Raw genomic sequence first — 26,666 nt, forward strand, 5'->3', positions numbered from 1 at the left:
ATAGTGGCATGCTATTGGACCTACCGCCTGTCAGATTTTGCTGAAGTCGTCAAAAAGGGTGCTCACACTGACGCGCGCACCAAAGGTAACAGTTCGTCCATTTTTTTCTCAACCGCCAGTGCGCCGGCGGCAATAGCCGCTTCAGCGCGATGGAAGTCGAGCGTTGATATTTGCGGACAGAATGGCTGTATAAGAATATCCGGAGGATCGCCCGCCATTCGATTTCGCTTCAGGCGATTCTCCAGCACCTGAATAGAGGTGGTCATGATCTCCATCGCCGTCGGCGCGGTGACCGAACGTCGCGTCGCCGCACGCCCTAACCGTTCGCGCAGGCGTTCATGCCAGGCGAGTTTTTCGCTTTCTGGCTCATCGTTATGGAGATTCACCGGCATTAAATCTTGTTGCATCAGATGGGCGTCATGCTGCAAATCCACCGCAATCACGATATCAGCCCCCATCGCGCGGGTTAGCGAAATCGGGACAGGATTGACCACGCCGCCATCCACCAGCCAGTAGCCATTGTGGGGAACCGGTGCCATCAGACCCGGCATACTACAGGACGCGCGCACGGCAAGGTGGATATCACCTTCGGTGAACCAGATTTCCCTGCCGGTACTGAGATTGGTTGCCACGGCGCCGAACGGCATCTGGCAAAGATTGAAATCATCGGAGGGCATGATTTGGCGGAACTGATTAAACACGCGTTCACCGCGCAGCAGCCCACCGCGTTGCCAGGAGAGATCCATCAGGCGCAGGACGTCCCAGTAGCTAAAAGATCGTACCCAGGTTTCGAGCTCCGGCATTTTACCGCACGCGTAGGCGGCCCCTACCAGCGAACCAATAGAACATCCTGCAACAAGATCAACTTCGACACCCAGTCGTTTTAACGCGTTAATCACGCCAATGTGCGACCAGCCCCGGGCTGCACCTGATCCCAGCGCCAGACCAATTTTTACCTTTCTCATTAGTCCTGTTTAACTTCCCCTGGATTACCAACGTAGCGTCATCGCTACCGCTCAGTTAACATAGTGCTACCCGGCGTTTATACGCCATGACTTTTTTATTTCAGGAAGAGAATGGTGTCTCAACTCTGTCCCTGTGGTAGCGCTCTGGAGTATAGCCTATGTTGCCAGCGATATCTTTCCGGCAACCAGGTTGCACCAGATCCGTCACACCTTATGCGATCCCGGTATTCTGCTTTTGTGATCAAAGACGCAGACTACCTGATTAAAACCTGGCATCCGTCCTGCCATGCCGCTGACTTTCGTCAGGAGATTGAAGCCGGATTTGCCAATACGCAGTGGCTCGGCTTGACGCAGTTCGAGGTTGCGCCCGGCAGTACCCCCAATGAAGGTTTTGTCAGTTTTGTCGCCCGTTTTACCGAGCAGAACAAACCGGGTGCCATCATCGAACGCTCCCGGTTCTTACTGGAGGGCGGACAGTGGTACTATATTGATGGTACTCGTCCGCAGTTTGGTCGTAATGACCCCTGCCCCTGCGGTTCAGGTAAAAAATTTAAAAAGTGTTGCGGGCAATAACGCCTGACCACAAATAACAAGCAAACACTCAACAGGATTTCCTCGCGATGCAATCACTCCAACGCAAAATACTGCGTACCATTTGCCCTGACCAGAAGGGTCTGATCGCCCGTATCACCAACATTTGCTACAAGCATGAACTGAACATCGTGCAGAACAACGAGTTCGTGGATCATCGCACGGGCCGCTTCTTTATGCGCACCGAGCTGGAAGGCATATTCAACGACAACACCCTGCTGGCTGACCTCGACGGCGCATTACCGGAAAACTCCATTCGCGAGCTGACTCCTGCCGGTCGCCGCCGCGTGGTGATTCTGGTGACTAAAGAAGCGCACTGCCTTGGCGATCTGCTGATGAAAGCCAATTACGGCGGCCTGGACGTTGAAATTGCCGCAGTCATCGGCAACCACGATACCCTGCGTACGCTGGTCGAGCGTTTTGATATTCCGTTCGAACTGGTGAGCCACGAGGGGCATACCCGCGAAGAGCACGACGATCTGATGGCGCAGGCCATTGAAGCACACAATCCTGACTACGTGGTGCTGGCGAAATACATGCGCGTACTGACACCGTCGTTTGTCTCACGCTTCCCGAATAAGATCATCAACATTCACCACTCGTTCCTGCCTGCCTTCATTGGCGCGCGTCCGTACCATCAGGCGTACGAGCGCGGCGTGAAGATTGTCGGGGCGACCGCCCACTACGTGAACGATAACCTGGATGAAGGTCCGATCATCATGCAGGACGTGATTCACGTCGATCACACCTATACCGCAGAAGATATGATGCGTGCCGGTCGTGACGTGGAGAAGAACGTACTGAGCCGCGCGCTGTATCAGGTGCTGGCCCAGCGCGTGTTTGTCTACGGCAACAGAACGATTATTCTTTAATCCTTTGTGAAATGAATTGATTAGCTTTGCGCCTTTACGGGCAAAAAGCAGACAAACGATTCGTTTTCCTCAAAGGAATGCTTTACAGGGGCGCGTCATTTGATATGATGCGCCCCGCTTCCAGCAGGAAGCAGGCCAGTAAAAGCATTACCCCGTGGTGGGGTTCCCGAGCGGCCAAAGGGAGCAGACTGTAAATCTGCCGTCATCGACTTCGAAGGTTCGAATCCTTCCCCCACCACCATCTCAACGCTCAAAGCATCATACCCCTGGCGGGGTTCCCGAGCGGCCAAAGGGAGCAGACTGTAAATCTGCCGTCATCGACTTCGAAGGTTCGAATCCTTCCCCCGCCACCATTTCTTGTTGTAACTTTTCCCATAAAAAATACCTAATATTCTCTTATCCGGCTTTCGCACACCTGTTTTTCCCCGGTGGCGCTGCGCTTACCGGGGCTACAAAGCCGATCCGCAAATCCGTAGGCCGGGTAAGGCGAAGCCGCCACCCGGCAAAAGGCCCGCTCGATCCAGGTATACATCTCCTTTCGGCGCACCGTCTCCCGGGGGTGTAATAGCGATCCGCGAACCCGTAGGCCGGGTAAGGCGAAGCCGCCACCCGGCAAAAAGGCGAAAAAAACCCTGCCGAAGCAGGGTCTTGTTTATTCACATCCATCGATCAGCGACGTGCGCGCACAATCTGGTACTTACGCGTCAGGTACTCAACCGGCACGCTCCAGATATGCACCAGGCGCGAGAACGGGAACAGCACGAACAGCGTCATACCCAGCACCAGATGCATTCGGAAGATAAAGGCTACGCCGTCCAGATGCTCAGACGCCCCGCCGTGGAACGTCACCACGGACTGCGCCCAGCCGACCAGTTTCATCATCTCGCTGCCGTCCATATGTTGGGCAGAGAAAGGAATCGTCGCCAGACCCAGCGCGCACTGGATAACCAGCACCGCCATCACCAGAATATCCGCCGCCGTTGTCGTCGCACGAATACGCGGGCTGAACAGACGGCGTTTGAGCAGCAGCAAACCACCCACCAGGCACATCACGCCCGCGGCACCGCCGCCAAACATCGCCATCTTCTGCTTCACTTCCAGCGGCAGCCAGGCTTCATACATCCAGTGCGGCGTCAGCATCCCGAAGGCGTGACCGGCGATCACACCCAGAATCCCGATGTGGAACAGGTTCGACGCCAGGTTCATCCCTTTGCGATCCAGCATCTGGCTGGAGCCCGCACGCCAGGTGTACTGCCCGTAGTCATAACGCAGCCAACTGCCTACCAGGAACACGGTACCCGCAATGTACGGATAGATATCAAAGAAGAACATATTCAGGAAGTGCATTATTGCTGTCCTCCGTTAGAGATATTCAAATATTGCGGGGCGACAGCTCCGGCAAAACGACGCTGGTGAGCAGAGATTTCCGACTCGCCGCAATTCTGGTCAGCAAAGAACTTCACTTGCTCTTCTTCCCAGACCGCATCCAGCGCCTGCGGGGTATCATCGCGCGCTTCGTCGGCGATTTTTTCCGCCACTTTGTCGCTATCTACCGCCGCGTTCGCCAGTTTCACCAGCAGTTCGAACAGCACCGCATAGCGGCTTTCACGCTGTTTCAGACGCGCACTCAGCAACGCCAGAATCGGAGCGATATCCTGCAGACCGCCCAGCGCCTCTTCACGCGGCAGCTGCGCCAGATATTCCAGATACAGCGGCAGATGGTCCGGCAGCTCGCGGCTGTCGAGCTGCAAGCCGTGCGCTTCGTACTGCGCCATCAGGTCAACCATCGCCTGACCGCGATCGCGGGATTCACCGTGAACGTGTTCGAACAGCAGTAGCGAGGTGGCACGGCCGCGGTCAAACAGCTGGCTGTAGTCAGACTGCGCATCCAGCTGATCCTGAGTGAGTAAATCACGCAGGAAAACGCCTAACGCCTGCGCGTCTTCTTTATCCAGATTATCCGATGACGCGAGTGCATCAAAGAGCTCCTGCTGATGCTGCCACAGGGCAGCATCAGGGTACTCGAGCAGACGCGAAACAATGACGAGTTCAATCATTGGTGCGGCTCCGTTTTGCTGGTCACATCCATCGCATCAATGCGACGGCTGTTGAACAGGTTGAATTTGCTGTCTGAACCGTGGCAACCGTCGCCGAAGGTAAAGCCACAACCGCTTTTCTCCGGGAAGGCGTCGCGCGCCTGTTCGCGGTGGCTGCTTGGCACCACGAAACGATCTTCGTAGTTCGCAATCGCCAGGTAACGGTACATCTCCTGGGCCTGCGCTTCGCTCAGGCCGACCTCTTCCAGCGCGCTGGTGTCGATCACGCCATCAACGGTTTCTGCACGCTTGAAGTGACGCATTGCCAGCATACGTTTCAGGGCCAGCAGCACCGGCTGGGTATCCCCTGCGGTGAGCAGGTTTGCCAGGTACTGAACCGGGATACGCAGGCTTTCCACGTCCGGCAGGATCCCGTTGCTGCCCAGTTCACCCGCATCGGCGGCGGACTGAATTGGAGACAGCGGTGGCACATACCAGACCATCGGCAGCGTGCGATATTCCGGGTGCAGCGGCAGAGCCAGCTTCCAGTCCATCGCCATTTTGTACACCGGCGACTGCTGCGCGGAGTCGATTACGCTCTGCGGAATGCCGTCTTTCAGCGCCTGCTCAATCACTTTCGGATCGTTCGGATCGAGGAACACGTCCAGCTGACGCTGATAGAGATCTTTCTCGTTCTCAGTGCTCGCCGCAGTTTCAATCGCATCCGCGTCATACAGCAGCACGCCGAGGTAACGAATACGGCCTACGCAGCTTTCGGAACAGACGGTCGGCATCCCCGCTTCGATACGCGGATAACAGAAGATGCACTTCTCGGACTTGCCGCTCTTCCAGTTGAAGTAGATCTTTTTGTACGGGCAGCCGGTAATGCACATACGCCAGCCGCGGCACTTGTCCTGATCGATCAGCACGATGCCGTCTTCTTCACGCTTGTAGATGGCTCCGCTCGGACAGGTCGCGACACACGCCGGGTTCAGGCAGTGTTCGCACAGACGCGGCAGGTACATCATGAAGGTGTTTTCGAACTGGCCGTACATCGCCTTCTGCATGTTTTCGAAGTTCTGATCTTTCGACAGTTTTTCGAACTCACCGCCGAGATCGTCTTCCCAGTTCGGGCCTTTGCTGATTTTGTCCATACGCTGGCCGGTGATCAGCGAGCGCGGACGCGCAATCGGCTGATGTTTCCCTTCCGGCGCGTTGTGCAGGTTCTGGTAGTCAAAATCAAACGGCTCGTAGTAATCGTCGATGCCCGGCAGATGCGGGTTAGCAAAGATTTTCCCCAGCAGCAGCGCTTTGTTACCCATGCGCGGCACCAGTTTGCCGTTGATCTTACGGATCCAACCACCCTTCCATTTTTCCTGGTTTTCCCAGTCGGTCGGGAAGCCGGTGCCTGGTTTGGTTTCGACGTTGTTGAACCACGCGTACTCCGTACCTTCGCGGCTGGTCCAGACATTTTTACAGGTGACTGAGCAGGTATGACAGCCGATGCATTTATCCAGATTCAGCACCATGCCGACTTGTGAACGAATTTTCATTTTACGCTCTCCTGTACCTGGTCATTACCTTCGCCATCTAACCAGTCAATATTCTTCATCTTACGCACCACCACGAACTCATCGCGGTTAGAGCCGACCGTACCGTAGTAGTTAAAGCTGTACGCCAGTTGCGCATAGCCGCCGATCATGTGAGTCGGTTTCGGCGTGATACGCGTGACCGAGTTATGGATACCGCCGCGCTGCTGGGTGACTTCGGAACCTGGCAGGTTCACGATACGCTCCTGGGCGTGGTACATCATGGTCATCCCGGCTGGCACACGCTGGCTGACAACCGCACGGGCCGTCAGGGCACCGTTGCTGTTGAACACTTCGATCCAGTCGTTATCCACGATCCCCAGATCTTTGGCATCCACTTCGCTCATCCAGACGATTGGCCCACCGCGACCTAAGGTCAACATCAGCAGGTTGTCGCTGTAGGTGGAGTGAATCCCCCACTTCTGGTGCGGCGTCAGGAAGTTCAGCGCTTTTTCCGGGTTACCGTTAGACTTCTCGCCCATCACCTCTTTCACCGAACGGGTGTCGATTGGCGGACGATAGACCAGCAGGCTTTCCCCGAAATCACGCATCCACTGGTGATCCTGATACAGGGACTGACGACCGGTCAGGGTGCGCCATGGGATCAGCTCGTGAACGTTGGTATAACCCGCGTTGTAAGACACATGTTCATCTTCCAGACCAGACCAGGTCGGGCTGGAGATAATTTTGCGCGGCTGAGCCTGAATATCGCGGAAGCGAATTTTCTCGTCTTCTTTGTTCAGCGCCAGATGCGTGTGGTCACGACCGGTGAATTCGCTGAGCGCCGCCCAGGCTTTGACGGCCACCTGACCGTTGGTTTCCGGTGCCAGGGTGAGGATCATCTCTGCCGCATCAATCGCCGTGTTCAGCATCGGCTGGCCTTTAGCTGGGCCGTCTGCTTTGGTGTAATTGAGCTTACGCAGCAGATCCATTTCGCTCTGGGTGTTCCAGGCGATACCTTTCCCGCCGTTACCGATTTTCTCCATCAATGGGCCGATAGAGGTAAAGCGCTCGTAGGTCGCCGGGTAATCGCGTTCCACCGGAATGATGTGTGGCGCGGTGACACCCGGAATCAGGTCACACTCGCCTTTTTTCCAGTCCTTCACGTCCAGCGGCTGCGCCAGTTCGGCGGCGGAGTCGTGCTGGATTGGCAGGGTCACCACGTCGGTTTCTACGCCGAGATGGCCCACGCAGACTTCGGAGAATTTCTTCGCGATGCCTTTGTAGATTTCCCAGTCGCTTTTGGAATCCCACGCCGGGTCAACGGCGGCAGACAGCGGGTGAATAAACGGATGCATATCCGAGGTATTCATGTCGTCTTTTTCGTACCAGGTCGCCGTCGGCAGCACGATGTCGGAGTACAGACAGGTGCTGGAGAGACGGAAGTCCAGGGTGACGACCAGATCCAGTTTCCCGTCGAGACCGTTATCTTTCCACTCGACTTCTTCTGGCTTGACGCCGCCCTGTTTGCCCAGGTCTTTGCCCTGAATACCGTGGTCAGTACCCAGGAGATACTTGAGCATGTATTCGTGGCCTTTACCGGACGAGCCCAGCAGGTTCGAACGCCAGATGAACAGGTTACGCGGGTGGTTTTTGCCGTTTTCAGGGTTTTCCGCCGCAAAGCGAATCGAGCCATCCTTCAGGGATTTCACGGTGTAATCGACCGGTGACATACCCGCTTGTTTCGCCGCTTCCGCGATGCGCAGCGGGTTGGTGCCCAGCTGTGGCGCGGACGGCAGCCAGCCCATGCGCTCTGCACGCACGTTGAAGTCGATCAGATGCCCGGTGTAGCGGGATTTATCCGCCATCGGCGAGAGCAGTTCCTGCGCGGTGACGGTTTCATAGCGCCACTGGCTGGAGTGGTTGTAGAAATAGGAGGTACTGTTCATGTGACGCGCCGGACGCTGCCAGTCGAGGCCAAACGCCAGCGGCTGCCAGCCGGTCTGCGGACGCAGTTTTTCCTGGCCCACATAGTGCGCCCAACCGCCGCCGCTCTGGCCGATACAGCCGCAGAACACCAGCATGTTGATCAGACCACGATAGTTCATATCGAGGTGATACCAGTGGTTCAGACCCGCGCCGACGATGATCATCGAACGACCGTGGGTTTTGTCGGCGTTCTCGGCAAATTCACGGGCGATACGGGTGATTTGCGCGCGTGGCACGCCGGTCACCTGCTCTGCCCACGCCGGGGTGTACGCTTTGATGTCGTCATAGCTGGTCGCGCAGTTTTCGTCGTTCAGACCACGTTCCAGACCGTAGTTGGCCATCGTCAGATCGTAAACGGTGGTCACCAGTGCGGTCGAGCCGTCGGCCAGTTGCAGACGTTTGACCGGCAGTTTGTGCAGCAGGATATTTTCCAGCTCCACTTTCTTGAAGTGTTCAGAACCTTCGCCGCCGAAGTACGGGAAACCGACTTCCGCGATCTCATCCTGGCTGCCCAGCATGCTGAGACGCAGCTCGGCCTCTTCGCCGGTGGTACCGTCGCGCTGCTCGAGGTTCCACTTACCTTTTTCGCCCCAGCGGAAACCGATGGAGCCGTTCGGCGCCACCATATCGCCATCGTTGGTGCAGGCGACGGTTTTCCATTCCGGGTTGTTTTCCTGACCCAGCGCATCCACCAGATCCGCCGCACGCAGCATACGACCGGCAGCGTAGTAGCCGTCACGCTCTTCGAGCATCACCAGCATTGGCATATCGGTGTAGCGACGCACGTAGTCGGTAAAGTACTGGCTTGGTTTATCCAGGTGGAATTCGCGCAGCATGACGTGGCCCATCGCCAGCGCCATCGCGGCATCGGTACCCTGCTTCGGCGCCAGCCACAGATCGCACAGCTTGGCGATTTCGGCGTAGTCCGGGGTCACAGCAACGGTTTTGGTGCCTTTGTAACGCACTTCGGTGAAGAAGTGGGCGTCCGGGGTACGGGTCTGCGGTACGTTAGAGCCCCAGGCGATGATATAGCTGGAGTTGTACCAGTCAGCGGATTCAGGCACGTCGGTCTGCTCGCCCCAGGTCTGCGGAGACGCTGGCGGTAAGTCGCAGTACCAGTCGTAGAAGCTCAGACAGGTGCCGCCGATGAGGGACAAGTAGCGCGCGCCGGACGCGTAGGAGACCATCGACATCGCCGGGATCGGCGAGAAGCCTGCCACGCGGTCCGGGCCGTAGGTTTTGACGGTGTAGACGTTAGACGCCGCAATCAGCTCATTCACTTCCTGCCAGGACGAACGGACAAACCCGCCGCGCCCGCGCGCCTGCTTGAAGCTTTTCGCTTTATCCGCGTCTTCAATAATGGAGGCCCAGGCATCAACCGGATCGCTGTGCTGCACTTTCGCTTCGCGCCACATTTTCATCAGGCGTTTGCGCATCAGCGGGTATTTCAGGCGGTTAGCGCTGTACAGATACCAGGAGTAGCTCGCGCCACGCGGACAGCCGCGCGGTTCGTGGTTCGGCATATCCGGGCGAGTACGCGGATAGTCGGTCTGCTGCATTTCCCAGGTGACCAGACCATTCTTGACGAAGATCTTCCAGCTGCAGGAACCGGTGCAGTTTACACCGTGTGTAGAACGAACGACTTTATCGTGCTGCCAACGCTGACGGTATCCATCTTCCCAGTCCCGGTTGGTTTCCAGAACCTGACCGTGCCCATCGGCAAAGGTTTCGCCCTTCTGCTTGAAGTAGCGAAACCGGTCCAAAAATTTGCTCATCGGGTATCTCCTGTGTGGAGCCTGTGGCTCTCTAAATCGACATTGCTGATTTGCAGCGAAGGTAACGCTATGAAAGATGGTCGGAATTGATAACGATCAAGGCGGGCGGGCTCTGTTGCGCGGGGTATTAGAGCAAATACCACCAAAGCGGTAGAAAAAGTTATTTTTTAACTATCTGTTTTTTATATGTATTTTATAGTTATCCCAGATAGGGTACGGCTGTTTTTAACATCTTAGGTATTAAGGGGTAGACGCCGCTGCAAAGCGATGGCGATCACAGCGTTACCCGCGGGCTCATCCTGAGCCAGTAATAAGTATGTTGTAACTAATTGCCAGATAAAAAAATGCGCGGCACAGAGGCCGCGCGAACGGATAATCAAACTTACTTGTTTTTCTTAGTATTACGGCCGTATACCAGCCAGGTGATAAACACGCAGGCGATATAGAAGACGAGGAATACTTTCATGGCACCCGCCGGGGAGCCGGTCAGCTCGAGGGAGATACCAAAAGATTTTGGAATAAAGAAGCCGCCGATAGCACCGATGGCAGAGATGAAGCCCAGCGCTGCCGCGGTATCTGTCGCCGCTTCACGCATCGCCTGCTCTTCGCTGCCGCCCTGCGCTTTCACACGATCGGTGGTCAGCTTACGGAAGATCACCGAGATCATCTGGAAGGTAGAGGCACTACCCAGACCGGCCGTCAGGAACAGGCCCATGAACACGGCGAAGAACGCGGTGAAGTTACCGCCCACACCGTTGGTCGGCAGGGTCAGGAACAGCAGCGCGCAGAAGAACGCCATCAGCACAAAGTTCACCAGCGTCACGCGGGTTCCGCCCAGACGGTCGGAAATCATCCCGCCGGTAGAGCGTGCCAGGGCGCCGATAAATGGACCGAAGAAGGCAAAATGCAGGATCTGCACGTCCGGGAACTGGGTTTTCGACAGCATCGCGAAACCGGCGGAGAAGCCGATAAACGAGCCGAAAGTTGCCAGATACAGCAGGGCCATGATCCACAGGTGCGCGCGTTTCAGAACCGGCAGCTGCTCGCTCAGGGAGGCTTTAGACGCCGACAGATCGTTCATGAAGAACCAGGCTGCCAGGGTGAATACCACCAGGAACGGTACCCAGATCCAGGAGGCGTTTTCGAGGAACAGTTTAGAACCGTCCGCCTGTTCCACGCCCGTTCCGCCGAAGACGGCGAAGATAGACATGGAGATCGCCAGCGGCGCGATCAACTGCATCACGCTCACGCCCATATTGCCCAGGCCGCCGTTGATACCCAGCGCGCCGCCCTGTTTGGCTTTCGGGAAGAAGAAGCTGATGTTCGCCATGCTGGAAGCAAAGTTAGCCCCGGCAAAGCCGCAAAGCAGCGCGATAATCACGAACACGCTGAACGGCGTTGAGGTGTCCTGCACCGCAAAGCCCAGCCACACGCATGGGATGATCATGATGCCGGTGCTGAATGCCGTCCAGCGACGACCGCCAAACAGCGGAACCATGAAGGCGTAAGGAACACGCAGCAGCGCGCCGGAAAGTGCCGGAAGCGCAGTCAGCATAAACAGCTGATCGGTAGTAAAGGTAAAGCCGACTTTCGGCAGGTTTACCGCCACAGCACTAAACAGCATCCACACGCAGAATGCTAACAACAAACACGGAACAGAAATCCACAGATTACGACTTGCAACACGCTGGCCACGCTGTTTCCAGAACTCAGGATCTTCCGGATGCCATTCTGTTATAACAGCACCGGTTGCCCTTTCCGGGGCGGATGAGTGACTCATAGACACCTCTGATTATCAATATTGATGCTGCAAACATTAGGGTTTTAAGCGAGCGGTAAGTTGATATAAATCAAAGGAAAAGTTGACGGTTTGACGCTCAAAAAAACGCCATGACCCTAAGTGAGTAGATGCTTTAGGTAAAATTCGGCAAAAAAGGTGTGGTTTTTTAACGGGGCTGATGTTTTGCACTTCTCGCCTCCCCCTGCCCATTACTCCCGTGGCAATTTAGGAGTAATCCTTTGTTGGTATGGGTATACTCCAGGGTATGCAGGAAAATAGCGCCATTCCTGGAGGCAGGCAAAATCAGGAGCCCGGCAAGCCCATGTTAAAACGACTCTTCTCTCCGCTGACGCTGGTTAATCAGTTGGCCCTCATCGTGTTGCTGTCCACCGCCATTGGTGTGACCGGTATGGCGATCTCTGGCTGGCTGGTGCAGGGCGTACAGGGTAGCGCTCATGCCATTAACGAGGCAGGATCCCTGCGTATGCAGAGTTATCGCCTGCTGGCTGCCGTTCCGTTGACGTCGAAAGACCAGGCATTGCTGGATGAGATGGAGCGTACCGCATTCAGCCCCGAACTGGAAATTGCCGCCCAGCGCGATGGACAAACCCAACAGCTTAACGCCCTGCAAGGCTACTGGCACAGTCAGCTGAAACCGGGCCTGCAGCAGGCGCACAGCCCCGACACCGTTGCCGGTGATGTCGCCAGTTTCGTCGCCCGCATTGATACCCTCGTCTCCTCTTTCGACTCCTCCACCGAAATGCGCATTGAGCGCGTGGTGATGGTCCACGGCGCAATGGCAGTGTTTATGGCCCTGCTGCTGGTGTTCACCATCGTCTGGCTGCGCGCGCGCCTGCTGCATCCCTGGAAGCAACTCCTGGCCGTGGCCCGCGCCGTCACCCAGCGTGATTTTACCCAGCGGGCGCACATCAGCGGACGCAACGAAATGGCGATGCTCGGTCAGGCCCTGAATGATATGTCCGGCGAGCTGGCCGAGAGCTACGCGGTACTGGAAAAACGGGTACAGGAAAAAACCGCCGGTCTTGAGCAAAAGAACGAAATTCTCTCCTTCTTATGGCAAGCCAACCGCCGTCTCCACTCTCAGGTTCCGCTCTGCGAGCGCCTGTCGCCGGTGCTGAACGGCCTGCAAAATCTGACCCTGCTGCACGATATTGAACTGCGCGTCTACGACGTCGAAGACGAAGAGAACCATCAGGAGTTCACCTGCCAGTCCGACATGACCTGCGACGATAAAGGCTGTCACCTGTGTCCGCGCGGGCTGCCAACACTCGCCAGCAGCGGTACAACCCTGAAATGGCGTCTCACGGACAGCCACACCCAGTACGGGATTTTGCTGGCAACCCTGCCGACCGGTCGCCACCTGAGCCACGATCAGCAGCAGCTGGTCGACACCCTGGTGGAGCAGCTCACCGCGACCCTGGCGCTGGACCGCCATCAGGAAAAACAGCAGCAGCTGATCGTTATGGAAGAGCGCGCCACCATCGCCCGCGAACTGCATGACTCGATCGCCCAGTCGCTCTCCTGTATCAAAATGCAGGTCAGCTGTCTGCAGATGCAGGACGACGCTCTGCCCGCCACCAGCAAACAGCTGTTAAGCCAGATCCGCAACGAGCTCAACACCTCCTGGGTGCAGCTGCGCGAACTGCTGACCACCTTCCGTCTGCAGCTCACCGAGCCGGGTTTACGCCCGGCATTAGAATCAAGCTGCCACGAATTTAGCGCCCGACTGGGGTTCCCGGTGAAGCTGGACTACCAGCTCCCGCCGCGTTTTGTCCCCTCCCATCAGGCGATTCACCTGCTGCAAATTGCCCGCGAAGCCCTGAGCAATGCGCTCAAGCACGCCGACGCAACGGCAGTCACGGTGGCCGTGACGCATCACGATAATCAGGTGCGTCTCACGGTCCAGGATAACGGCTGCGGCGTGCCGGAAAACGCTGAACGTACCAACCACTATGGTTTAATTATTATGCGAGACCGCGCGCAAAGTCTGCGTGGGGATTGCCAGGTTCGCCGGGGAGAGTCTGGCGGCACTGAAGTCGTAGTGACCTTTATCCCCGAAAAGCCTCTCATCACTTCTCAAGGAGAAAACCATGACTAATCAGGAACCGGCAACCATCCTGTTAATCGACGATCATCCGATGCTGCGCACCGGCGTAAGACAACTTGTCAGCATGGCGGCAGACATTACCGTTGTCGGCGAGGCCAGCAACGGCGAACAGGGTATTGAACTTGCCGAGTCACTCGATCCTGATTTGATCCTGCTCGATCTCAATATGCCGGGCATGAACGGCCTGGAAACTCTGGATAAGCTGCGCGAAAAATCCCTCTCCGGGCGCATCGTGGTGTTTAGCGTGTCTAACCATGAAGAAGACGTGGTGACCGCGCTGAAACGCGGCGCAGACGGATATCTGCTCAAGGATATGGAACCGGAAGATCTGCTGAAAGCCCTGCAACAGGCCGCCGCAGGTGAAATGGTGCTGAGCGAAGCCTTAACGCCGGTACTCGCCGCCAGTTTGCGCGCCAACCGCGCCACGTCAGATCGCGATGTGACTCAGTTGACTCCGCGCGAACGCGACATCCTGAAGCTGATTGCCCAGGGTCTGCCGAATAAAATGATCGCCCGCCGTCTGGATATCACCGAAAGCACGGTGAAAGTTCACGTCAAACACATGCTCAAGAAAATGAAGCTCAAATCCCGCGTCGAAGCGGCAGTCTGGGTCCATCAGGAGCGCATTTTCTAGTTTCACTCGTCCGGCAGCAGTTTCCATCTTGGATCGTCATCCGGCACTGCCATCAGCGGTGGCGACAGAGAGAGCGTGATCTCATTGGAAGAGACACGCTGCCCGTCTTCATCTTCGACCACCACCGACAGCCGCCAGCGGTTCGTCGCCCCTTCGTTTGCATCCCATGCCGGGAGGATCACACTCCAGCCATCACTGCTGTTCGCCCGTGGTGGCGACGTCAGACTTAACGCCTGCGTATCGCCCTGCCAGTGCAGCACGCGTATTCCGTGAGTGCTGCGGATCTGCAGTTTCAGATTGACCGTGTCACCCGGATGCAAATCCCACGGCGGCGTGGCGAGATAAACTGACAGCGTCTTACGCTGGCGAAACTCCATCACCGGCAGACTGGTGCGGTCCGGCGAGTCATAGCGACTCCCGCGCAGGGAACGGGTGGCCGCGACTTCATCCGCCGAGAGCTGTTTTTTCAGCGGCACGCCGAAGCGGTAGTTGAGTTTCATGCCGAGGTTATTCTGGCTGACGCCGCTCTCACCCTGCTTGTGCGCCGCCGAGAAGGTCAGGAGCGGCACCGGCGTATAGTCCAGCCCAAGATTGACCGCCATCGGGTTACGATACCCCGTGCCGCTATGGAACAGATCGACGTTCTCACCGAAATACTGCTCAAAGCTGACGCTGGTATTGAGATGATGGAAGTACGGCAGCCAGGCTTTGGCGGTGACATCGTACCCGCGCGCCATGCGCTGCTCCTGCACGTCGGAGCTCTCGCGCCAGCTGGCGAACGGCTGATAGTAGTTGGCCGACAGGCGCAGGTTCTCTCCCCAGGCTTCGGCGCCCAGCCCGGCCCGCTGTAGATTCTCATCCAGCAGATTGTCGTAGAAGGTGTTGTAGCCCAGCAGCCATTTCCCGGCGACCCAGCGCTGACCGACGCCTGCGTTACTCACCAGTCCGTCGCTTTGCTGCGTCAGACCCACCTGGCTCCAGCTCAGATAGCGGTTGTTGTCCTGCCAGGGGATAAACCAGCGCCCGCTGCTGCCGTTAAATTTACCGTTGTCGTCCACCAGCAGATCGACGCTGGCGTTACCCCAGGGCGACAGCCAGGACTCAATCTGCTGATTCACTTCCCCGCTGACGGCATCGCGCACCTTGCCAAAGGCAAACTGACGCGCCTGCTCCCCGGTCGTCAGGCCGTTATCGGTCATGCTCGCTTCACCGAAGGCTTTCGCCATCTCCGCCAGATGTTTTTCGCTTTCGCCTGTCGGTTTGGCTAAGCCGAGATCCGGCAGGCCATCGCCGTTGTTATCAAAAGGGTTTTTAGCCTGCTGTTCAAATGTACCCGAGGCAGCCAAAACGGCTCCGGCCGGGATAAGGAGGAGGAAAAACAGCGAGCGAATGTGTGGTGAAGCCATCATGAATGTCGTAACTGTGATCCAGATCGCAGGTAATTACAGTGCTAACCTTAACGCGTTCTGGAAGGTTTTGCAGCCTTAAGGGCAATTTCAGGAATAACCCGAAGCCGCTTTGTCTTTTCCCCCGGGAGCGCGGTAGCATAGGTCACCGGCATTATCCGTGCCTTGCTATCTACAGGAGTGAACATGCAAAAAATTGTGATTGTCGCGAACGGTGCGGCCTACGGAAGTGAATCCCTGTTTAACACCCTGCGCCTGGCCATTGCCCTGCGCGATCAGGAGGGCGAGCTGGATCTGCGTCTCTTTTTGATGTCGGATGCCGTCACCGCCGGGCTGAAAGGGCAAAAACCCGCCGAGGGCTATAACATTCAGCAGATGCTGGAGATCCTCACCGCCCAGAATGTCCCGGTCAAACTGTGTAAAACCTGCACCGACGGGCGCGGTATCACCGCCCTGCCGCTGATTGAGGGCGTGGAGATCGGTACTCTGGTGGAACTGGCGCAGTGGACCCTGTCCGCCGATAAAGTATTAACTTTTTAATAATAAACTCGCTTACATATTTTTTACTTATGGACGCGGTTGCACCATCAAGTTCCTCGCCGGGTTGCCGATAGGCTACTTAAGTCAACTCAGCAGGTACACAGTGAATGTTAAAGTCAATTCGTGCCCGTATCATCGCCGCGACGACAGGCTGTCTGGTCGTCGCTCTTCTTCTTAATACCGTCATTAATTTCCAGGTCACACGCAAGGATAACCAGCAGTCGCAGCGCGATATTCTGGCCAGCACCAGCGCCAGCCATAACCTCGCCATCGCGGACTGGGTCAACAGCAAGCTGACCGTGATCAGCTCCGCACAGTCCGTGGCGCTGAATGATGACCCGGTTCCGGTGTTTAAACAGCTGGCGCAGGCGGGTGGCTTTACTAACGTCTACGTCGGGTATGCCAGCAAAACGGCGAAATTCTCCGATCCGGCCGGCGTTCCGGCGGATTACGATCCGACCGTACGCCCGTGGTATCAGCAGGTGGTCAGCGCCGATGCGCCGGTCGTTACCGCGCCGTATGTCGATGCAGGCACCGGTAAACTGGTGGTGACCTTCGCCGTGCCGGTAAAAGAGAACGGCACGCTGAAAGCGGTCGTGGCCGGGGATGTGGCGATGGACAGCGTGGTGGCAAACGTGCGCGGCATTCATCCGACGCCTGCCAGCAGCGGTTTGCTGATCGACAGCGATGGTACGGTAATCGCCGCCAACGATCCGGCCCTGACCCTGAAACCCTTCAATGAGGCGATCGGCGGCGTCGATATCAATGCTCTGAAACAGGGCCAGGAAATCGACGGCACGCTGGGCGGTATGGAGAAAACCTTTATTGCCACACCGGTGGCGGGTACGCACTGGCTGTTGGTCGTGGCCCTCGACAGTAACGATGCCACCTCCGGGATGCGTGCCCTGCTGAAAGCTTCCGCCCTGTCGCTGGTGATCCTGGTTCTGCTCAGCGGCGCGATTGTCCACTTCGTGATCGCCCGTCTGCTGAAACGCCTGTCCAATATTCGCGACGCAATGCATTCGATTGCCAACGGCACCAACGACCTTTCCCAGCGTCTGCCGGACAACGGCCAGGACGAAGTGGCGGAAATCGCTCAGGCCTTTAACGCCTTTAGCGACAAACTCTCCACGGTGATGGTGCAACTGCGAGACGCCAGCGCTTCGGTGAAAAACGCGGCGCGCGAAATAGCCGCAGGCAACCAGGATCTATCGGGCCGTACCGAGCAGGCGGCCTCCAGCCTGCGCGAAACCGCCAGTGCGGTGGAGCAGATAACCGCCTCCGTCACCCAGTCCACCGAATCGGCGGCGGAAGCCAACGACCAGGCGAGCAAAGCTTCAGCGGCGGCCTCGCGCGGCGGCGAAGTGGTCTCTCAGGCGATTACCACCATGCAGTCTATTGAAGTGGCGTCGGCCAAAATCGGTGATATCACCAGCGTGATCGACGGGATTGCCTTCCAGACCAACATTCTGGCGCTGAACGCGGCGGTGGAAGCGGCCCGCGCAGGCGAACAGGGTCGCGGATTTGCGGTGGTGGCCGGGGAAGTGCGTAGTCTGGCGAGTCGCAGCGCGCAGGCGGCGAAAGAGATCAAAACGCTGATCGACTCGACCGCCCACAGCGTGGCAACCGGTTCGCGCTACGTGCATCTGGCCGGGGAAAGCATGGACGAGATCCGCTCAACCATCGGCAGCGTGTCGGGAATTATGCGTGAAATCACCATCGCCACCAGCGAGCAGATGAAAGGCATCCACGAGATCAACCACGCCGTGACCCATCTCGACAGGATGGTGCAGCAGAACGCCGAACTGGTGGTGGAATCCGCCGCCGCGGCGAGCGCCCTGCAAAGCCAGGCGGGCGACCTTGCTGAAACGGCGGGACATTTCCGCATATAATTTTAGTGTGGCGCGTATTGGCCTGGTCAAATACGCGCCAGCTGAACCCTTTCAGGCATTTTGTCATTTTTGTTTAAACGTTATGCCATTTTTTGATCAAAATCAGCATCCCCACCCTTCCCCTTTGGTGTTATGCCATGAGTGAATTGTGAACAACATCACGCTCAGGATTAACCGCAGGGAGCGCGTTTTTCGGGACAACGGGGTAAAAAATGGCACTGGTAAAAACAAGTTTGAAACTGTTTGGCGGGGATACGGTCGTCGTGCGCTGCTCTGAGCGCTGTCATATTCATCTGATGAGCGCGAAAGCGCAGAAGTCGTCGCAGGCGGATATTCTCAGCGTGCAGAATAAAGACAATGCGTGGTTAACCGTGCCTTACACCGGCACCTGGGATGTGCTGATCGACAGCCACAGCCAGTCGCTGGAGCATTCGGTCAGCTACGTCGCTGCCTGAAATCCGCTTTTGTAGGCCGGGTAAGGCGCAGCCGCCACCCGGCTTTTTTTATCAGGCAAAACCCGGACGCAATGACGCTTCGCGGGAATCCCCTTCAATTAATGCTTTCACTCGGGCCACCAGCTCGTTCAGGCAATCATCCTGCATTCCTAAACGCGACAGCTCCTGATCGAGGGAGAAGAGATACTGAGCGTTAGTCCCCAGCGGCCCGCTGGCCGCAGCAATCAGCGGAGCGATGACCTGCGTTCGGGTGTCAGATTCATACAGAGGATGGCGCGGGTCCATGATAAACACCAGCGCATTGACGGTGCGACCGTCGTCGAGTTCCAGCTTGCACCAGCTCGGCATATAGCAGCCGGTAATCATCTCGCGCTTCCACAGCAGCGAGAGCTCCTCTTCGAGGGTCTCGTCCGGCAGACGATAAGCAACACCGGTGGTGCGCCCGCCCTCTTTCAGTGCAAGCATCCGGCCAGGCTGACAGGCGCTGCCGCGTCCGGCGGTCAGGCGCAAACAGAATGCGCGATGCCAGCCAGGGAGCGTACCCGTTGCGGATTCCACATACTCCAGCGCGGGATTCCACATCAGCGAACCATAACCAAATATCCATACCGGGCCTTCATCCGGACGACAGGCAATTGTCGCGGCGAGCGACGCTGCACGTTGTTCAGCCGACCAGAGAAGCGATTCCTCAATAGCACCAAATGCCGTCTTACAATCTGCCTTCATTAAGAAATCACGCGTTAACACTTTCCACCTCCGCCACTGCATGCTTCCTTGCGACATCTTGTTCGCCTTCCCGGCATTTTCGTTTTCTGCTCATTTTGACAGCAGTCAACAAACGATAAGCAATTCACAGGCCAGTTGCAATACAACGAAAGTTCAACAGCCGGAAAAGTCAAAACAGAGGCGGCTAATCATAAGGCGACTATTTCTTTTTATGCCATTTATCGTCCTCTCCTTTTTCATAATCATGTTTTACCGCCGCCCAGGCGACGCGATGGGCCGTCTCTTCGCGGCTGGCGTCATCGCGACGATCCTCTTTATCCTTATATTGTTCCCAGGCGCTGTTAAACGCCTCTTTGTAGATCTCCTGCGCATGTGATGGCAGAACGTGCTGGACGCTGTCAGGCAGGTCGCTTTTTGATTTGTAGGGCATCACTCACCTCTTTTGAGTCAAAAAGGTAAGTGTGGTCGACGAGAGTTAGCCTCGCCAGTCAAAATGACAATTGTGTGAATTGAATGAACTTAATCTACTGTTATTTAGTATGTATTTAGATTAAAAACGCTTTTACAGGCACTTTGAGAAAAATCGCCACCGTGACGTAAAATTAAGTAAAACATCACTGGAAATTATCTGTTTTCTGTTAGTTTAATGGCCTGCATTTTCATTCTATAATTACAAACACCTGCATTGACGGAGTATCACATGACAACAACGCATGAGGCGGTTAAGACCCGCCACAAGGAGACGTCGCTTATTTTCCCGCTTGTGGCACTGGCTGTGCTGCTCTTCTGGGGAAGTAGTCAGTCACTGCCAGTGGTCGTTGGAATTAACATTCTTGCTCTTATTGGTATTTTATCCAGCGCATTTAGCGTCGTACGCCACGCCGATGTTCTGGCTCACCGCCTGGGTGAACCCTATGGCTCTCTGATTTTAAGTCTTTCCGTTGTTATTCTCGAAGTCAGCCTGATTTCCGCACTGATGGCGACCGGCGACGCGGCACCGACGCTGATGCGCGATACGCTGTACTCGATCATCATGATTGTTACCGGCGGTCTGGTGGGCTTCTCGCTGTTATTGGGCGGGGGCAAATTCGCCACCCAATATATGAACCTGTTTGGTATTAAACAGTATCTGATCGCCCTCTTTCCGCTGGCGATTATTGTTCTCGTCTTCCCGATGGCACTGCCGGGTGCTAACTTCACCACCGGTCAGGCGCTGCTGGTTGCCCTGATTTCCGCCGCGATGTATGGCGTGTTCCTGCTGATTCAGACCAAAACGCACCAGAGCTTGTTCGTGTACGAGCATGAAGACGACGGCGATGACGATGACCCGCACCACGGTAAACCCTCGGCGCACAGCAGCATGTGGCACACGGTTTGGCTGATCGTGCATCTGATTGCGGTTATCGCCGTCACCAAGATGAACGCCAATCCGTTGGAGACTTTGCTGACAGAGCTGAACGCACCTGTGGCCTTCACCGGCTTCCTGGTGGCGTTGCTGATCCTCTCTCCGGAAGGCTTAGGGGCGCTGAAAGCCGTGCTGAATAACCAGGTGCAGCGCGCGATGAACCTGTTCTTCGGTTCGGTGCTGGCGACGATTTCATTGACCGTTCCGGTCGTGACGCTGATTGCCTTTATGACCGGGAATGACCTGCACTTTGCGCTGGGTGCGCCAGAGATGATTGTGATGGTCGCGTCGCTGCTGCTGTGTCAGATTTCGTTCTCAACCGGACGCACCAACGTGCTGAATGGCTCGGCGCATCTGGCGCTGTTTATCGCGTATCTGATGACGATATTTGCCTGATCTTGATTGCCGGGTGGCGGCTTCGCCTTACCCGGCCTACAAAATCAATCATGCCCGCGCCGCCGGGCATAAAAAAACCCGCCGAAGCGGGTTTTTTATTAGTTGCTGGTATCCAGCTCGTCGAAGCTCTTCACCAGATCGTCAATCGCTTTGATCTGTTTCAGGAACGGCTCGAGCTTATCCAGCGGCAGTGCGGATGGGCCGTCGCATTTGGCGTTGGCTGGATCCGGGTGCGCTTCGATGAACAGACCGGCCAGGCCAGTCGCCATACCGGCACGCGCCAGCTCAGTCACCTGACCACGACGACCGCTTGAAGCGGCGCCAAACGGGTCGCGGCACTGCAGAGCGTGCGTCACGTCGAAGATCACCGGCGAGTTGTTAGAGACTTTCTTCATCACGCTGAAGCCCAGCATGTCGACCACCAGGTTGTCGTAACCGAAGTTTGCGCCACGGTCACACAGGATGATCTGGTCGTTGCCGCCTTCGATAAATTTATCGACGATGTTACCCATCTGGCCAGGGCTCACGAACTGAGGTTTCTTCACGTTGATCACTGCACCGGTTTTCGCCATCGCTTCAACCAGGTCGGTCTGACGCGCGAGGAAGGCCGGAAGCTGAATCACATCCACCACCTCAGCCACAGGCTGCGCCTGAGAGGCTTCATGCACGTCGGTGATCACTTTCACGCCAAACGTCTGTTTCAGCTCCTGGAAAATCTTCATCCCCTCTTCCAGGCCCGGGCCACGGTAAGAGTTGATAGAGGAGCGGTTGGCTTTGTCAAAAGAGGCTTTAAACACGTACGGGATGCCCAGCTTCTGGGTCACGGTCACGTAGTGCTCGCAGATACGCATGGCAAGGTCGCGGGATTCCAGAACGTTCATGCCACCAAACAGCACGAACGGCAGGTCGTTTGCCACGTTGATATCACCAATGCTAACCACTTTTTGTTTCATAGGATCGCCTTATTCAGGTGTGAATCGGAATTATGATTAATGCAGTGTAATTTGTTTGTGCGCGATCGAGTTGATCTGCGCGCGAATCATTTCGCTTATCGGATCTTCCGGGCACTGCTCAACGAAGTAGTTCAAATCATTCAGCGCAACGTGCTCACACTCCAGCTGCGCGTAGATAAGGCCACGGTCGCGGATTTCATACGGATCTTCCGGATTGAACTGCAGCAGCACTTCGCTCGCACGCAGGGCCAGCTCCATCTGTCGCTCTTCCATCAGCGCGGATTTCAGCGTATCCAGCAGCTTACGCACCACTTCGGCGTTGTCCGCTTCGTCGAGATCTTCGTTAAACAGCTCTGCCACCGGGCTGATATTGCCCTTCAGCCAGACGTCCAGCGTGTGCTCGTCCAGCGTGTCGCCGTTAAACGGATTGATCAGCCACATTTCGCCGTCCAGCCACTCCGCGCGCAGAATCATCTGCGTCGGGAAGATGACCGGCACCAGCGGAATATCCAGCCGGTTAGCGACCCACAGCAAGACAGCCCCCAGAGCAACAGCGCTGCCCTGACGGTTTTTCAGAACCTGATCCAGCCACAGGGCGTCGGAAAGACGATACACGCCGCGCGTGTCGCAAAAGCCCCATTCGCCGTAGAACAGCTCGATAAGCTTCTCCAGCTGCCAGTCCTGCGGACGCGCTTCGCTGATCTCTTCACGCGCCAGGCTTGCCAGATTTTCCAGCTCATCGTAGACCCACTGTGAGGTGAAATCGTCGCGGATCATCTCAGAGATCAGGACCATTCCATCGCAAAGCGGTACTTTATTAAATTCGAAATCGGCTAAGGACCTCATACTTACCCCAGTAACGGTATTCTTGTGGTGGCGAGTTTAATGATGATGTACAGCACCACCAGCCCCAGCAGGAAGGCGATAAACCCGACCTGCTGGCTGCGCGGACGACGACGTCCAAGCGCGATAAAACCCAAAACGATGTAGATGATAACGCCAAACAGCTTTTCAGTCAGCCATGTGCCTTTATCAGTAAATGGCAGATAGCCGGTAAGCCACATCAGACCCAGGCCAGAAAGGAACAACACCGTGTCGATGCCGTGCGGCGCGATGCGCACCCAGCGGGCGTCAATCAGCGGGTTATTGCTGTAACGCCACCAGTAGCGCACCACGAAAAAGCTGATGGTCAGCACCACGGCGGCGATATGCAGCGTAATCAACACGCTGAACGCGCTCATGGCATTTTCCCGAGCGTCAGGCGGTCGTTACCGCCGTAGTCACGACAGGTTTCAACCGCGTCGTAGCCCGCCGCGCTGAACAGCGCACGCACGGCGGCTCCCTGCGTCCAGCCGTGCTCCAGCAGTAGCCAGCCGCCGGAAACCAGATGGTCGCGCGCGGTAGTAATAATGTGTTCGATGTCAGCCAGCCCTTCGTTAGCGGCGACCAGCGCGGTAAGCGGCTCGAAGCGCACGTCACCCTGCGACAGATGCGGATCTTGCTCGTCAATGTACGGCGGATTGCTGACGATCATGTCAAACTGCTGGCTGGCGATTGCGCTAAACCAGCTGCTTTGCAGGATCTGAACGTTGCTGAACCCCAGGCGCGCAAGGTTACGCTGTGCCAGCGCGACCGCGTCCGGCATCACGTCAACCGCCGTCACCTGGCAATCCGGACGCTCGCTCGCCAGCGCCAGCGCAATCGCGCCGGTACCGGTGCCTAAATCCAGAATGCGACAGGCATTTTCAGGCAGACGCGCCAGCGCCTGCTCGACAAGACACTCTGTGTCCGGGCGCGGGATCAGCGTGGCCGCGGAGACATACAGCGGCAGCGACCAGAACTCCCGTTCGCCGGTCAGGTGTGCCACCGGCTCACCGTTTTTACGACGGGCCAGCAGTTCGGTAAGCTGCGCTTCCTGCCCGGCGGTCAGCAACGTTTCGCCAAACGCCAGAATATAGGTCCGCGCTTTGCCGGTGACATGCTCCAGCAAGATTTCGGCGTCGCGACGCGGGCTTTCGCTTTCGGAAAGCTCGCTCACGGCGGCACGTAACCAGGCCTGAAAATCCATTAGTCCTGCTCAGCCAGGGCTGCCAGCTGATCGGCCTGGTATTCCTGCACGATCGGCTCGATCAGGGAGTCGAGTTTGCCTTCCATCGTTTCGTCCAGACGGTAAATCGTCAGGTTGATACGGTGGTCGGTCACGCGCCCCTGCGGGAAGTTATAGGTGCGGTTACGATCGCTGCGATCGCCGCTGCCCAGCAGGTTACGACGCGTAGACGCTTCGGCCTGCTGGCGTTTGGCGATTTCAGCGGCGCGAATACGCGAGCCCAGCACCGACAGCGCTTTGGCTTTGTTTTTGTGCTGAGAACGTTCGTCCTGACACTCCACCACAATGCCGGTCGGCAAGTGGGTAATACGGATCGCGGAGTCGGTGGTGTTAACGTGCTGACCGCCCGCGCCAGAGGAGCGGAAGGTATCGATGCGCAGATCGCTCGGGTTGATATCCGGCAGTTCGGCTTCCGGCAGCTCAGGCATGACTGCTACGGTACAGGCTGAGGTATGAATACGCCCCTGAGATTCCGTCGCCGGAACGCGCTGCACGCGGTGACCGCCGGACTCAAATTTCAGACGACCGTAGACGCCATCGCCGCTGATTTTGGCGATCACTTCTTTATAACCACCGTGCTCGCCTTCGTTGGCGCTCATGATTTCGACGCGCCAGCGGCGGGATTCCGCATAACGGCTGTACATGCGGAACAGATCGCCCGCAAACAGCGCGGCTTCGTCACCGCCGGTGCCCGCACGGACTTCGACAAACGCGTTGCGCTCATCGTCCGGATCTTTTGGCAGCAGAAGCACCTGGAGCTCCTGCTCCATCTCTTCCGCACGCGCTTTGGCGTCCTGCAACTCTTCCTGCGCCATTTCGCGCATTTCCGGGTCGTCGAGCATCATCTGCGCGGTTTCAATATCTTCCTGAACCTGCTGCCATTGCGTAAAGCAGCGCGCAACATCACTTAACTGCGCATACTCGCGCGACAGGGCGCGAAAACGATCCTGGTCAGCAATAGTGGCAGCATCGCCGAGCAAGGCCTGAACTTCTTCATGGCGCTCGTGCAACGCTTCCAGTTTGGCGACGATAGAGGGCTTCATAGGCGTAAATGCACCTTGTAATAGAAAATGGGTGTGTGGCGCTATTCCAGCCCGAGGCTGTTGCGCAGAATGGTCAGGCGTTCATCATCCCCGTCACGGGCTGCCTGTTGAAGTGATTTGGTTGGAGCATGGATCAACCGGTTGGTCAGCTTCCACGCCAGGTCCTGCATAATAACCTGCGGATCGCCGCCCTGCTCGAGGGCTGCCATCGCTTTGGCTGTCAGATCGTCACGTACCTGTTCCGCCTGACCGCGGTATTCGCGAATCGTCTCGCTGGCGCTTTGCGCGCGCAGCCAGGCCATAAATTCGCTGGATTCCTGCTCGACAATCGTCTCGGCCTGCACCGCCGCCGCTTTACGCTGCGCGAGGTTATGGGAAATGATGCTTTGCAGATCGTCCACGCTGTACAAATAGGCGTTCGCCAGCTTGCCGACTTCCGGTTCGACGTCACGCGGGACGGCGATATCCACCAGCAGCATCGGCTGATTGCGGCGCGATTTCAGCGCACGCTCCACCATCCCTTTGCCAATAATCGGCAGCGGGCTGGCGGTAGAACTGATAATGATGTCCGCGTCTTTCAGGCGTTCATCGATGTCGCTGAGGGCGATGACTTCTGCCCCCACTTCATCGGCCAGCACCTGCGCGCGTTCCCGGGTCCGGTTGGCGATGATCATCTGCTTGACCTTGTGTTCGCGCAGATGACGCGCCACCAGCTCAATGGTTTCTCCCGCGCCGACGAGCAGCACGGTGACCGTTGAGAGCGATTCGAAGATTTGACGCGCCAGCGTACAGGCGGCGAAGGCAACAGAAACCGCACTGGCACCAATGTCGGTTTCGGTTCGCACACGCTTTGCGACGGAGAAAGATTTCTGGAACATGCGTTCCAGCTCGCTGGCTTTCAGATGGCCTTTCTGGGAATCGGCGAAGGCCTTTTTGACCTGCCCGAGGATCTGCGGCTCGCCAAGCACCAGCGAATCAAGGCCGCTGGCGACGCGCATCAGATGGCTGACCGCATCATTATCATGATGCCAGTACAGGCTGTTGCGCAGTTCTTCTTCGTTCAGATTATGGTAGTCGCACAACCAGCGAATGAGGGCTTCATGCAGGTTGTCTTGCTCTTCAACGCTCAAATAGAGTTCGGTACGGTTACAGGTAGAGAGCACCACACCACCCTGCACCATCGGCTGGGCAAGCAGGCTATCCAGCGCCTGGTCGAGCGTATCCGGCGAAAACGTCACGCGTTCTCGCAGCGAAACCGGGGCTGTTTTGTGGTTGATACCGAGTGCTAAAAGGGTCATGTGAGCGGGAGTAGTACCAGCGTTAATAAGGTTAGCAGGTCGCATCATACAGGATGCGCGAGATCAATAAAAGAGAGCGCCCCCTTTCGGAGTAATAGCCGTTCCCGGCTAATTTCATGATTTAAGACAATATGAACGTAGACGCT

The 26,666-nt window shown here is 56.8% G+C and carries 23 protein-coding genes and 2 tRNA genes; 10 read left to right on the forward strand and 15 right to left on the reverse strand.

The window, feature by feature from the left end; translation table 11 throughout:
* Positions 1–62: 62 nt before the first annotated feature.
* The gene (gene rssA, locus U9O48_RS12610) at positions 63–965 is read right to left on the reverse strand and encodes a patatin-like phospholipase RssA (protein WP_282495367.1); all 903 of its coding nucleotides are present in this window, start codon (positions 963–965) and stop codon (positions 63–65) included.
* A 114-nt stretch (positions 966–1,079) separates the two neighbouring features.
* Here rssA and U9O48_RS12615 point away from each other — a divergent pair, with 114 nt between their 5' ends.
* The 4 genes from U9O48_RS12615 (at position 1,080) to U9O48_RS12630 (ending at position 2,781) form a co-directional block, all read left to right on the forward strand.
* Complete coding sequence (locus U9O48_RS12615) at positions 1,080–1,538, forward strand: YchJ family protein (protein ID WP_324724399.1); 459 nt, start codon at positions 1,080–1,082, stop codon at positions 1,536–1,538.
* A gap of 47 nt (positions 1,539–1,585) precedes the next feature.
* Entirely contained in the window at positions 1,586–2,428 is an 843-nt protein-coding gene (purU, locus tag U9O48_RS12620; protein WP_282495368.1) for a formyltetrahydrofolate deformylase, read from the forward strand.
* 156 nt (positions 2,429–2,584) lie between these two features.
* A tRNA-Tyr gene (locus U9O48_RS12625) sits at positions 2,585–2,669 on the forward strand.
* 27 nt (positions 2,670–2,696) lie between these two features.
* Positions 2,697–2,781, forward strand: a tRNA-Tyr gene (locus U9O48_RS12630).
* A 316-nt stretch (positions 2,782–3,097) separates the two neighbouring features.
* Here the strand turns inward: U9O48_RS12630 and narI are convergent.
* The 5 genes from narI to U9O48_RS12655 form a co-directional block, all read right to left on the reverse strand.
* A complete protein-coding gene (narI, locus tag U9O48_RS12635; protein WP_282494508.1) occupies positions 3,098–3,775 on the reverse strand; it encodes a respiratory nitrate reductase subunit gamma in 678 nt (225 codons plus the stop codon).
* Positions 3,775–4,485: a nitrate reductase molybdenum cofactor assembly chaperone gene (narJ, locus tag U9O48_RS12640; protein WP_324722594.1), complete on the reverse strand. Its 711-nt coding sequence runs from the start codon at positions 4,483–4,485 to the stop codon at positions 3,775–3,777. Before narJ ends, narI begins: the two co-directional genes overlap by 1 nt.
* Complete coding sequence (gene narH, locus U9O48_RS12645) at positions 4,482–6,017, reverse strand: nitrate reductase subunit beta (RefSeq protein ID WP_285146333.1); 1,536 nt, start codon at positions 6,015–6,017, stop codon at positions 4,482–4,484. The genes narJ and narH overlap by 4 nt, the downstream gene beginning before the upstream one ends.
* Complete coding sequence (locus tag U9O48_RS12650; RefSeq protein WP_324722595.1) at positions 6,014–9,757, reverse strand: nitrate reductase subunit alpha; 3,744 nt, start codon at positions 9,755–9,757, stop codon at positions 6,014–6,016. Before U9O48_RS12650 ends, narH begins: the two co-directional genes overlap by 4 nt.
* A 382-nt stretch (positions 9,758–10,139) precedes the next feature.
* A complete protein-coding gene (locus U9O48_RS12655) occupies positions 10,140–11,537 on the reverse strand; it encodes a NarK family nitrate/nitrite MFS transporter (RefSeq protein WP_285146331.1) in 1,398 nt (465 codons plus the stop codon).
* A 322-nt stretch (positions 11,538–11,859) separates the two neighbouring features.
* On the opposite strand from U9O48_RS12655, the gene narX reads away from it, so the two are divergent.
* Both narX and narL read left to right on the forward strand, forming a co-directional pair.
* The gene (gene narX / locus U9O48_RS12660; protein ID WP_285154155.1) at positions 11,860–13,656 is read left to right on the forward strand and encodes a nitrate/nitrite two-component system sensor histidine kinase NarX; all 1,797 of its coding nucleotides are present in this window, start codon (positions 11,860–11,862) and stop codon (positions 13,654–13,656) included.
* Positions 13,649–14,299, forward strand: a complete 651-nt coding sequence (gene narL / locus U9O48_RS12665) for a two-component system response regulator NarL (RefSeq protein ID WP_282494514.1) — start codon at positions 13,649–13,651, stop codon at positions 14,297–14,299. The genes narX and narL overlap by 8 nt, the downstream gene beginning before the upstream one ends.
* A gap of 2 nt (positions 14,300–14,301) precedes the next feature.
* On the opposite strand, the gene U9O48_RS12670 is transcribed toward narL, so the two are convergent.
* Positions 14,302–15,708, reverse strand: a complete 1,407-nt coding sequence (locus U9O48_RS12670; protein ID WP_324722596.1) for a YchO/YchP family invasin — start codon at positions 15,706–15,708, stop codon at positions 14,302–14,304.
* A 183-nt stretch (positions 15,709–15,891) separates the two neighbouring features.
* On the opposite strand from U9O48_RS12670, the gene U9O48_RS12675 reads away from it, so the two are divergent.
* The 3 genes from U9O48_RS12675 (at position 15,892) to U9O48_RS12685 (ending at position 18,592) form a co-directional block, all read left to right on the forward strand.
* On the forward strand, positions 15,892–16,245 hold the full coding sequence (locus tag U9O48_RS12675) for a DsrE/DsrF/TusD sulfur relay family protein (protein ID WP_324722597.1): 354 nt from the start codon (positions 15,892–15,894) through the stop codon (positions 16,243–16,245).
* A 107-nt stretch (positions 16,246–16,352) separates the two neighbouring features.
* Complete coding sequence (locus U9O48_RS12680; RefSeq protein ID WP_285154153.1) at positions 16,353–18,137, forward strand: methyl-accepting chemotaxis protein; 1,785 nt, start codon at positions 16,353–16,355, stop codon at positions 18,135–18,137.
* A gap of 212 nt (positions 18,138–18,349) precedes the next feature.
* On the forward strand, positions 18,350–18,592 hold the full coding sequence (locus U9O48_RS12685; protein WP_100779919.1) for a DUF1883 domain-containing protein: 243 nt from the start codon (positions 18,350–18,352) through the stop codon (positions 18,590–18,592).
* A 51-nt stretch (positions 18,593–18,643) separates the two neighbouring features.
* Here U9O48_RS12685 and U9O48_RS12690 read toward each other — a convergent pair whose 3' ends face one another.
* Positions 18,644–19,339, reverse strand: coding sequence for a gamma-glutamylcyclotransferase (locus tag U9O48_RS12690; RefSeq protein WP_282494517.1), 696 nt, complete (start codon positions 19,337–19,339; stop codon positions 18,644–18,646).
* Between the two features lie 178 nt (positions 19,340–19,517).
* On the reverse strand, positions 19,518–19,748 hold the full coding sequence (gene chaB, locus U9O48_RS12695; protein ID WP_285148949.1) for a putative cation transport regulator ChaB: 231 nt from the start codon (positions 19,746–19,748) through the stop codon (positions 19,518–19,520).
* A gap of 270 nt (positions 19,749–20,018) precedes the next feature.
* Here chaB and chaA point away from each other — a divergent pair, with 270 nt between their 5' ends.
* The gene (gene chaA, locus U9O48_RS12700; protein ID WP_282494519.1) at positions 20,019–21,119 is read left to right on the forward strand and encodes a sodium-potassium/proton antiporter ChaA; all 1,101 of its coding nucleotides are present in this window, start codon (positions 20,019–20,021) and stop codon (positions 21,117–21,119) included.
* Positions 21,120–21,217: 98 nt separating this feature from the next.
* Here the strand turns inward: chaA and kdsA are convergent, their stop codons facing one another.
* From kdsA to hemA, 6 genes are read right to left on the reverse strand one after another with little or no spacing between them, the layout of a single operon-like run.
* Entirely contained in the window at positions 21,218–22,072 is an 855-nt protein-coding gene (gene kdsA / locus U9O48_RS12705) for a 3-deoxy-8-phosphooctulonate synthase (RefSeq protein ID WP_095282273.1), read from the reverse strand.
* Positions 22,073–22,108: 36 nt separating this feature from the next.
* On the reverse strand, positions 22,109–22,918 hold the full coding sequence (gene sirB1, locus U9O48_RS12710; protein ID WP_282494520.1) for an invasion regulator SirB1: 810 nt from the start codon (positions 22,916–22,918) through the stop codon (positions 22,109–22,111).
* A 2-nt stretch (positions 22,919–22,920) separates the two neighbouring features.
* Positions 22,921–23,313 carry an invasion regulator SirB2 gene (gene sirB2 / locus U9O48_RS12715; RefSeq protein WP_285148950.1) on the reverse strand — a complete coding sequence of 131 codons (393 nt, stop codon included), beginning with the start codon at positions 23,311–23,313 and terminating at the stop codon, positions 22,921–22,923.
* Positions 23,310–24,140 (reverse strand): peptide chain release factor N(5)-glutamine methyltransferase, encoded by an 831-nt coding sequence (prmC, locus tag U9O48_RS12720; RefSeq protein ID WP_285148951.1) that lies wholly within the window; start codon positions 24,138–24,140, stop codon positions 23,310–23,312. Before prmC ends, sirB2 begins: the two co-directional genes overlap by 4 nt.
* Entirely contained in the window at positions 24,140–25,222 is a 1,083-nt protein-coding gene (gene prfA / locus U9O48_RS12725; RefSeq protein WP_285148952.1) for a peptide chain release factor 1, read from the reverse strand. Before prfA ends, prmC begins: the two co-directional genes overlap by 1 nt.
* Before the next feature lie 41 nt (positions 25,223–25,263).
* Complete coding sequence (gene hemA / locus U9O48_RS12730) at positions 25,264–26,520, reverse strand: glutamyl-tRNA reductase (RefSeq protein WP_107703423.1); 1,257 nt, start codon at positions 26,518–26,520, stop codon at positions 25,264–25,266.
* Between the last annotated feature and the right edge of the window lie 146 nt (positions 26,521–26,666).

The sequence above is a fragment of the Lelliottia sp. JS-SCA-14 genome, assembly GCF_035593345.1.
GTDB classification, from domain to species: domain Bacteria; phylum Pseudomonadota; class Gammaproteobacteria; order Enterobacterales; family Enterobacteriaceae; genus Enterobacter; species Enterobacter wanjuensis.